This is a genomic window from Ligilactobacillus sp. (assembly GCF_036846325.1).
Taxonomy (GTDB): domain Bacteria; phylum Bacillota; class Bacilli; order Lactobacillales; family Lactobacillaceae; genus Ligilactobacillus.
In genome coordinates this window covers 1-8,452 of sequence record NZ_DAIUCE010000076.1, presented here as the reverse complement: position 1 = coordinate 8,452, position 8,452 = coordinate 1, and the positions used below count along the sequence as shown (strand labels likewise).

The 8,452-nt window shown below is 48.0% G+C and carries 6 protein-coding genes and 1 pseudogene; 2 read left to right on the top strand and 5 right to left on the bottom strand.

The window, feature by feature from the left end:
- Nucleotide 1 precedes the first annotated feature (1 nt).
- The 4 genes from V7Z60_RS07485 to V7Z60_RS07470 form a co-directional block, all read right to left on the bottom strand.
- Complete coding sequence (locus V7Z60_RS07485; RefSeq protein WP_334117214.1) at nucleotides 2-823, bottom strand: transporter substrate-binding domain-containing protein; 822 nt, start codon at nucleotides 821-823, stop codon at nucleotides 2-4.
- Nucleotides 824-1,215: 392 nt separating this feature from the next.
- Complete coding sequence (hisC, locus tag V7Z60_RS07480) at nucleotides 1,216-2,334, bottom strand: histidinol-phosphate transaminase (RefSeq protein ID WP_334117213.1); 1,119 nt, start codon at nucleotides 2,332-2,334, stop codon at nucleotides 1,216-1,218.
- Nucleotides 2,335-2,374: 40 nt separating this feature from the next.
- Complete coding sequence (locus V7Z60_RS07475; protein WP_334117212.1) at nucleotides 2,375-3,211, bottom strand: dimethylarginine dimethylaminohydrolase family protein; 837 nt, start codon at nucleotides 3,209-3,211, stop codon at nucleotides 2,375-2,377.
- A gap of 15 nt (nucleotides 3,212-3,226) precedes the next feature.
- A complete protein-coding gene (locus V7Z60_RS07470) occupies nucleotides 3,227-4,831 on the bottom strand; it encodes a M20/M25/M40 family metallo-hydrolase (protein ID WP_334117211.1) in 1,605 nt (534 codons plus the stop codon).
- A gap of 235 nt (nucleotides 4,832-5,066) precedes the next feature.
- On the opposite strand from V7Z60_RS07470, the gene V7Z60_RS07465 reads away from it, so the two are divergent.
- Together V7Z60_RS07465 and V7Z60_RS07460 are read left to right on the top strand one after the other, a co-directional pair.
- Nucleotides 5,067-6,047, top strand: coding sequence for an NAD(P)-dependent oxidoreductase (locus V7Z60_RS07465; RefSeq protein ID WP_334117210.1), 981 nt, complete (start codon nucleotides 5,067-5,069; stop codon nucleotides 6,045-6,047).
- Nucleotides 6,048-6,184: 137 nt separating this feature from the next.
- Nucleotides 6,185-7,798 carry an APC family permease gene (locus V7Z60_RS07460; protein ID WP_334117209.1) on the top strand — a complete coding sequence of 538 codons (1,614 nt, stop codon included), beginning with the start codon at nucleotides 6,185-6,187 and terminating at the stop codon, nucleotides 7,796-7,798.
- Nucleotides 7,799-7,915: 117 nt separating this feature from the next.
- Here the strand turns inward: V7Z60_RS07460 and V7Z60_RS07455 are convergent.
- A pseudogene (locus V7Z60_RS07455) lies at nucleotides 7,916-8,452 on the bottom strand (5-methyltetrahydropteroyltriglutamate--homocysteine methyltransferase); the annotation flags it as partial.

Here is an 8,452-nt window from a genome sequence, read left to right as displayed (position 1 = left end):
CTTACTTATTTTCCGCCTGGATCTTCTGAGCTTTTTCGAACATCCTGTCAAGCTCGCCTGACTTTTCAAGTTTCGTCAGGACTTTATCCACACGTTTTTTCAAATCCTTGTCATCCTTGCGAATGCCGATGTCGATGTTCCTGTTTTCCTCAGGAGTAACGAGCTTGACTTTGGCAACGGCATATCTGTCAGGATATGTTGCAAGATAGTTGTCAGCAATCGCCTTTTCGCAGACAACGCCCGAAAGTTTTCCTTCCTTGAGTTCCGTTGTCAGACTTGTCAATTGCGACTCTGTTACGAGCCTGCTTGACTTGAGCTGTTTTCTGGCAATTGCTTCCTGAGTCGTGCTTTGCTGAACGCCGATCTGCCTGCCGGCAAGACTTGCCTTTGTCGAAAATCTCCCGGCATCCTTCTTCTGGACCAAAACGACATTGTACACTTTATAGTACGGCCTGGAAAATGCAATTACCTTGCGCCTTTCCGCCGTTGAAACCATCCCGGCCATAATCAGATCGATCTTCTTGTTCTTTAATTCCGAAATCAGAGACGGAAATTCCGTATTGACGATTTTCAGCTTAACGCCCATGTCGTCTGCAATCTTCTGAGCAACCATCATGTCATAGCCAACTATCTGCTTCTTGCCGTCCTTTACAATTGGAAATTCAAACGGTGCATAATCGGCACTTGTCCCGACCACCAGGGTTCCCTTATCCTTGATTGTGTCAACTGCACCCTTTTTTCCGGAACCGCAGCCGCTTGTCAGAAAAATCACTGCACAGACTGCTGCGAGCGAACAAAGGATTTTTGCTAATCTGTTTTTCATAATAAATCAACCTGCCCTTTCTTTGCGTAACCTTTTATGACATTCAAAACACCCTTTATTTGCAAGCTTTTTACTTGCTTATGTTTCAATTAGAAAATTAAAAGTTAATGCAAGTCTACTCCAGCCTGCTTTTCATGTCAAATTTTATAACATGATATTTATTCGTAATAAACCTTTAATATTCATTATTCAATGCATACCACTGCATTACTTTTCTTTTTCAAGTAAAACGCATTGATTTCCTTCTTTTGTTAAGCGTAAAAAAATTCCAGATATTTTGTGTCGTCACTTTTCATGACATAGTCAGCTCATTCTTGAATATCCGGCTCTGCATTTGACAAAAAAAACAGGAATTTCCAAGAAATGAAAATTCCCGCCTTCCAATTCAAGCCTCATCTTTTAGCCTTTTCTTCTTCCAGAACATTCCCCAAAACGCGCACCATTTCCGTATTTTCCGCTGGCTTGCCGACCGTAATCCGTACGCAGTCCCGGTATCCCCAGGCACTGCAGGAACGAATGATGACGCCTTTTGCCATCATTTTCCCGCAAATAACGTCCGCGTCAAGCCCGTCCGGCAGCCTGGCAAAAATAAAATTGGAATGCGACGGCACGAATTTCATTGCCAGTCCGAGCAGCTCGTTTTCAACGCGGTGTCGTTCAGCCAAAATGACTTCCTTGATTTCACGACTGTACTCAACGTCTTTCGTCAGGGCAGCAATCGCCGCAAACAGACCTGTTCGATTGACGCAGAACGGTTCGGTAATGGTGTCGTATCCTTTGATTGCCTCCCTGCGCGCAATAACGTAGCCGACGCGGGCTCCGGCCAGTCCATGGAACTTGGAGAACGTACGAATGACCGCCACTTTCCTGTCCTTGATCCTCGAGACAAGCTCAGGACGCATCCCGCCTTCGATAAAATCAGCATACGCTTCGTCAACCACGACCCAGACGTCATCGCCGACTTCGTCAATGAAATCTTCAATCTCGGCAGGGTCATTGACTGCACCGGTCGGGTTGTTGGGATTGCACAGCCAGATCAGCTTGGTCTTTTTTGTAATCGCGGCCTTCATCGCATCAAAGTCGTATGTAAAATCGGCTCTGACCGGAACTTCGACTACCTTTGCGCCCATCAGCCTGGAAACTTCGCGGTAAAGCCGATAGGTCGGCCTGGCAATCATTGCTTCATCGCCTTCGTCCAGAAAAAGGCGCGAGACAGTCTCAATGACATTGCCCGCTCCGCTTCCGAGTGCAACGTTTTCCGGTTCAACCCCGTTTTGCCTTGCGATTATCTTCGTCAGTTCAAGATAATCATCTTCAGGATAGCGGTTCAAAAAGTTCAGGCTTTCCTGCATCGCTTCCTTTTCATGCGGATAAGGAGCAAACGGATTTTCGTTCGAGCCCAGCTTGACGACCTTTTCCAACCCATAGCGGCGCAGAACGGACGCTTCTGATTCGCCTGCAACATACGGCTGACAATCATCCACCTGTCTGCGAAATCTCAAATCTTCCATTTTCTTAATTCCTCCATCTTCTTTTTAAATGCAGAGCATTTCAGCCGCGTTCAAGCGGGAAGGTCATGCAGTGCGGGCCGCCGCCGGCCTTGAGCGTCTCGACGACGTCCAGCTCAATGACGTCCATTCCGTGCTCCCGCAGTTTCTGATTGACATCTGCATTCTGCCTGAGCGAAAGCACGCGGTGATTGCCCAGGCTTTCAAGATTGCAGCCATGGTGAAAAATCGCATCTTCGGGAACTTCGATGACTTCGATTTCCAGACGTTTGAGCAAGGCCCTGAAATCATCGGGAAGACCGTCAAGATAAGCAACCGCCAGATTTTCGTCCACCAGATTGAAACACATGTCAAGGTGAAGATATCTCGGGTCGGCCGGCACCGGATGAACCTCGTATCCCAGTGGTTCGAGAGCTTTCCTGATTGTCTCAAATCCTTTTTCATCGGTTCTGTCAAGCATGCCGACCGCAATCACGTTTTCTCTCAGAAAGGCAAAATCGCCGCCTTCGAAATAACCGTCTTCCACTTCCGCAATCTTCGGAATGCCAAGTTCTTTCATTTTATCTTCATAAGCCCTGCGTTCCGGGAAGCGCAGTTCCTTCTTGAAGCGCCCCAGAATATAGCCCTCCTTGACACATCCGCCGAAATCGCGGGCAAAAATCGAATTCGTCATCGAAGCATCCGGAGTCAGCTTTTCGACCTTCACCCCTGCCTCTTCATATGCATCAAGCACGCGTTGATATTCGGAAGCAAGCAGTTCAGAATCAAGCGGTTCCGGATGAAGCTTTGAAATTTCGTTGATTGGAGCCGCTTTTTTCAAAAAGGTCGGCGGACACGTCAAAACGCGTTTCAAGGTTGAAGTTCCATCTTTTACATACATTTTTCAATTCCTCCATTATTTCCACATCAGTTTGGTATAGGTTCTGATTTTTTCAGGCAGAACCCCATATGAATAAGGTTTATAGACCCGTTCCCTGAACGTATGCGCTCCCTTGCCGAAAACGCCAAGATCAACGGCGGGAATGGACAGCTTTCTCATCGTTTCGTACGGCAAAGGGTACAAAACGTCTGCCAGGGGAAAGTCGTCCTTCATCCGCTCCAGTTCCTCCGCTGTTTCATCAACTGCGATGTAGCTTGAATCCGACAGGTACGGGAAATATTTCTTCAGGACGTATTCCGGTTCAAAAAACGTTTCCCTTAAGGCGCGGTACGCTTTGGAATCCTCGGAAATCGCATTGTGCGGACAAAACGGCGGCGCAATGAACAGGACAACCTTGGCCCGGCCGTCCCCGGCAAGTTCCTCAAGATGATCAAGCAGTTCAAAGCCGGCGGTGCGCTTGTCAAATTCAGTGCGCTGATCCGCAAAACGTCTGCATTCTGCTTCAAAGTCCATCCGTTTCCTCATCATTTCAGCATATTCCGCAAAAGTGTAAACGTCGATTTCACGATCATCCCTGTCTTTCGGAAAACCGAGCCCGGAAAGATAGGCAGCCCTTCTCTCCCTGGCAAGACCGGTCATTTCAAGACATTCCGCCTTGATTTTCCCTTTAAGCAAATCCAGCAGTTCGCATGCGGGTTTCTGATAGGTAAACGTATTAAAGTACATGCGCGTCGTCTTGGGAGTCTGCACGTTGTAGAAATCCTTCCGGTCCCTGATCATCAAACAGGTCGACGGCAGGATTTCTTCTCCCGGGAATTTTTCGACCAGGTCCGGATTGTTGTCAATCAGACAGTTCAACCGGCTGGCAATCACAGTCGAATTCAGCCCGTCATATGTATTGCCGACATGTGTTTCGATTCCGCGAACATAGACGCATGTCAGAATCTTGCCGGCAGCACCGTAATAAATGTACTTCTGTCTGTCTCCGGGGTACTTCGGGCTGATGAAGTCTGTATTAATCGCAACCGTATATTCCAGCCCCTCTTCATCTTTCAGACGTTCCAGCTCATCAAGTGCGGCAATGACCCCCAGATGATCGTTTTCCTCAACGCAGTTTCCCATGAATAGAAGATTGCCTTCAAGCTCATCAGGATGTTCGGCAAAGTAACGGATGTTTGCGATGTTGACCGCATCCCCGCTCTTCATGTCCAGGGAACCGCGTCCGAAGATCCAGTCGCCGGATTCCGCATCCTTTCTGACATCTTCATCTCCTTCAAAGGATTTGAACCGCTCTGCCAGCGCATCCGGATGAGTCGCATCGTCTTCAAGCGGTCCGAAATCCCTTGTTCCGACGGTGTCAAAATGAGAATGGTACAGCACGGTTTTTTGCGTGCCTTCCTTTTCCAAGAACGCAAAGACGTTTTTGCGTCCAAGAGGATCTTCTGGCAGTTTCCTTGTCCAAACCGCATCCCGGTGTTTTTGAAAATAAGGAATCCTTCGTAAAATCTCAACGATTTTCTCTGCTTCGTCAACTTCGCCCGACGTCCCGTTGACACTTCTGGTTTCAACAAGTTCAATTGCAGTTCTTTCGATATATTCTGCTTCGTCAAATTCACTCATGAACATCAGCTTCCTCTCCTGGCGAATCATTTGAAACTTTTAATCAGAGTCTACCTTCATTTTAAATCCATGTCAACATTTCTAACATGAGCCTCAAACTTGTCACAGAGCGCTTTTTGAGTGAATATTCATAACATGCATACCACGCCATCCATCATCGCGCCCTGCGTCAGAGATTTTTCATGAGATTTGTGTTATATTTTATAACATACTCATCTAAAAGGAGCTGGATCTTATGAAAATTCTCTTTGCCGATTACAAAACAGGGCTGCTGCCCGGCCGAAAACATGAAGAAGAAGTCCTGACGAAGAACCATCCTGACTGGGAGACCGTCTTCTTCGAATACGATGACAATCCGGATGCATTCTACCGGGTTCTGGGAGATGCCGACGCCCTGGTCACTGCATTTCTCAAAATCGATGATGAAGTTCTGAATCATGCGAAGAAACTTAAACTCATCTCAGTTGATGCCACGGGCTACAACGCAATCGATCTTGATGCCGCAAGAAAACACGGCGTCAGAGTCTGTGCCGTGCGCGACTACTGCTCTGACGACGTCGCAGAATTTGCAGTTTCACTGGCCTGTGCGCTCGTCAAGAACATCAAGGACTACAACTGCCAGATCGATGAACAGAAAATATGGGACTACTCAAGGGCATCCCCGCAAAAACGCCTGTCAGAACAGGTTCTGGGTATTTTCGGCCTGGGAAGAATCGGACAAAAGACGCTTAGGCTCGCACGCGGACTGGGCATGGATGTCGTTGCATACGATCCCTTTCTGCCGGAGGAAGTCTCAGAAAAACTCGGCGTCAGGATGCTTTCCAGGGAAGAAATGTTCAGAAAATGCGATCTTCTGATCAATCACATGCGCCTGACTGATGAAACGAAGAACTTTTTTTCAACCTCTGAATTTTCCATGATGAGGGAAAAACATCCTTATTTCATCAACGTTGCAAGAGGTGAATCAGTTGACGAAAAGGCCCTGCTCACAGCACTCGACAAGGGTTTCATCAAGGGATGCGCCCTGGACGTGCTTCAGAGCGAACATCCCGATCTTGAAAACTGTCCTTTCGTCGGACGAAAAAACGTGCTTTTAAGTCCTCACACCGCCTTTTATTCGCAAACATCCATGGAAAGGCTTGAAGAAATCACCTGCCAGAACGTCGTCAGCTTCCTTGAAGGAAAACATGATGACGTCGACTGGTTCGTCGACTGATTTTTTCATAAAAAAACCAAGTGATAATCTTCGTATTTTCCAGCACTGCATTTGACTAAATATTCATTGAAAAAATTTTCAATTTGGGCTAATCTAGTATCTGTTGTATTAATTGATTTTCAGGAGGATTTTTTACCATGGATGATACACAAACGCATGGCAAGTACATTACTTGGCCAATCTTGACATTAATGGCATTTGTCACGGTTATCGGATTCGATGACATCATGTACAATTTCCAGAACCAGGGGATGACGGTGATCACGTCCTGGGTTCTGATGCTCTTCTTATATGTTATTCCCTATTCTCTGATGGTCGGCCATCTGGGCAGCGTCTTCAATCACGAAGGCGGCGGACTCAGTTCCTGGATTCGCGGTACAAAAGGCGAATTCCTGGGATACTTCACCGCCTGGACCTACTGGGCCGCTTCAGTTCCCTATGTTGTCGATTCCGCTAACTCCGTTGTCGTTGGTTTCGGCTGGGCCTTCACCGGATCAAGCAAATTCCAGGACACAATGTCAAATGCCAGTTTCACTTTCTGGACATTCGTTACTTTCATCATCTTCATTTTCATTCAGCATCACTTGAAGAATTCAATGGAAATTCTGAGCACGATCGGCGGCGGTATGATGTTCATCATGACCATCCTCTTCGTCATTCTGGCCTTCTTTGGTCTGGCCAAGTCAGGTGGCCACATGGCAACGCAGCCGATGAACTGGCACACGATCATTCCGAAATTCGACCTCAAATACTGGTCAACGGTCGGAATGCTGATCTATGCCGTCAACGGCTGCGAACTGATTGCACCGTACGTCACGCAGATGAAGAATCCGCGCCGTGAATTTCCCAAGGCCATGATTGCCCTGTCCGTCATGACGGCTTTTCTGACGATTTTCGGATCATTTGCGCTCGGAATCTACTTCAACGCCTACCACCTGCCGAATGACTTGAAGATGAACGGTTCCTACTACGCCTTCAGCGCTCTTGGAAAGCAGTTCGGCGTCGGCAACCTGTTCATGTACATCTATGCCTGGACGTCCGTCCTTTACATGTGCGCCCTGCTGGCAGTTCTGCTGGACGCGATGACGCGCATGCTGATTTCCGACACAGGCGAAAAATACATGCCGAAGTTCCTGCGCAAGACCAACAAGGACGGTCTTCCGATTAACGGTTACCTGCTGACCTGCGGACTTTCGGCATTCATCATGCTGCTTGGCGTCTTCCTGCCCGAGATGAACGACATCTTCAACTGGCTGCTCAATCTGAACGGCATTATCTCGCCCGGCGTCACCTGCTGGATCTTCTTTGCCTTCATGCAGATTCGCAAGAATTCGAAGAAGTATCCGTCAGAATACGTCTTCATCAAAAACGACAGGCTTGCCTGGCTGGCCGGACTTTTGCTTCTGCTTGTCACGGCTCTTGCAACCATGCTCGGAATTGCTCCGCAGGACGTCAAGGAGTTCAGCCACACATGGTGGTACGAACTCATCATCAACATCGTTGCCGTTGTCGTCTTGATCGGGCTTGGCGCAATTCTGCCGTCAATCAGACGCCGCGAGGAGAAATACGGCATTGCCTTTGACAAGAGGCAGTGGACCTCAATTTTCGTCCTCATCATCGGCTCAATCATTTTAGACGTCTGGCTTGGAGGAACAAAGATTGCATGGCGCGGACTGATGATCATCATCGAATCCGTCGTTGCACTCTGCCTGGTCTTCCTGATTGGACGCAGGAAACCTGAATCGAATTAACCTTTGTCCAGTATCTGCAACGTGTGGATGCTGGTTTTTTTGTGCAAAAAATCCGGGGAATTCACCATCCCCCGGATTCTTGACTCAAATGTCTTTAGTTTTTCCAGTGACTGAAAATCAGCCCCATACTTCTTCTGCAATCTTCTTGACCAGAGCAAGCTTTGCCCATTGTTCCTCTTCAGTAAGCTTGTTGCCGATTTCGCATGATGCAAAGCCGCATTGCGGGCTCAAGCACAGCTTGTCCAGTGGATGATACTTTGAAGCTTCCTTGATGCGGGCCTTGACTTCTTCTTCATCTTCAAGCACAGGAGACTTGGTTGTAATCAGCCCAAGGACGACTTTCTTGTCTTCAGGAACATACTTGAGCGGTTCGAAATTGCCGGAGCGTTCATCGTCAAATTCCAGATAAAACGCATCAACGTTCTCCTTGGCAAAGAGATACGGTGCAACAGGCGCATAGCCGCCGCGGCTGGCCCATGTGGAATGATAGTTTCCGCGGCAGACGTGTGTTGTAATCGTCAGACCTTCCGGACGATCCTGAAGTGCAAGGTTGTTTACGCGCAGATACTTTTCAGCTTCTGATTCAAACGTGACGTCTGCGTCTTTCTGGCGGGCTTCCCAGTACTTCTCGTCACAGAACATGCCCCATGTGCA

What these genes read in the sequence shown, in the direction of transcription:
- hisC (WP_334117213.1), bottom strand. Translation starts at nt 2,334, where the DNA reads ATGGAAGATTTGAGATTTCGCAGACAGGTGGATGATTGTCAGCCGTAT.
- V7Z60_RS07465 (WP_334117210.1), top strand. Translation starts at nt 5,067, where the DNA reads ATGAAAATTCTCTTTGCCGATTACAAAACAGGGCTGCTGCCCGGCCGA.
- V7Z60_RS07460 (WP_334117209.1), top strand. Translation starts at nt 6,185, where the DNA reads ATGGATGATACACAAACGCATGGCAAGTACATTACTTGGCCAATCTTG.
- V7Z60_RS07470 (WP_334117211.1), bottom strand. Translation starts at nt 4,831, where the DNA reads ATGAGTGAATTTGACGAAGCAGAATATATCGAAAGAACTGCAATTGAA.
- V7Z60_RS07485 (WP_334117214.1), bottom strand. Translation starts at nt 823, where the DNA reads ATGAAAAACAGATTAGCAAAAATCCTTTGTTCGCTCGCAGCAGTCTGT.
- V7Z60_RS07475 (WP_334117212.1), bottom strand. Translation starts at nt 3,211, where the DNA reads ATGTATGTAAAAGATGGAACTTCAACCTTGAAACGCGTTTTGACGTGT.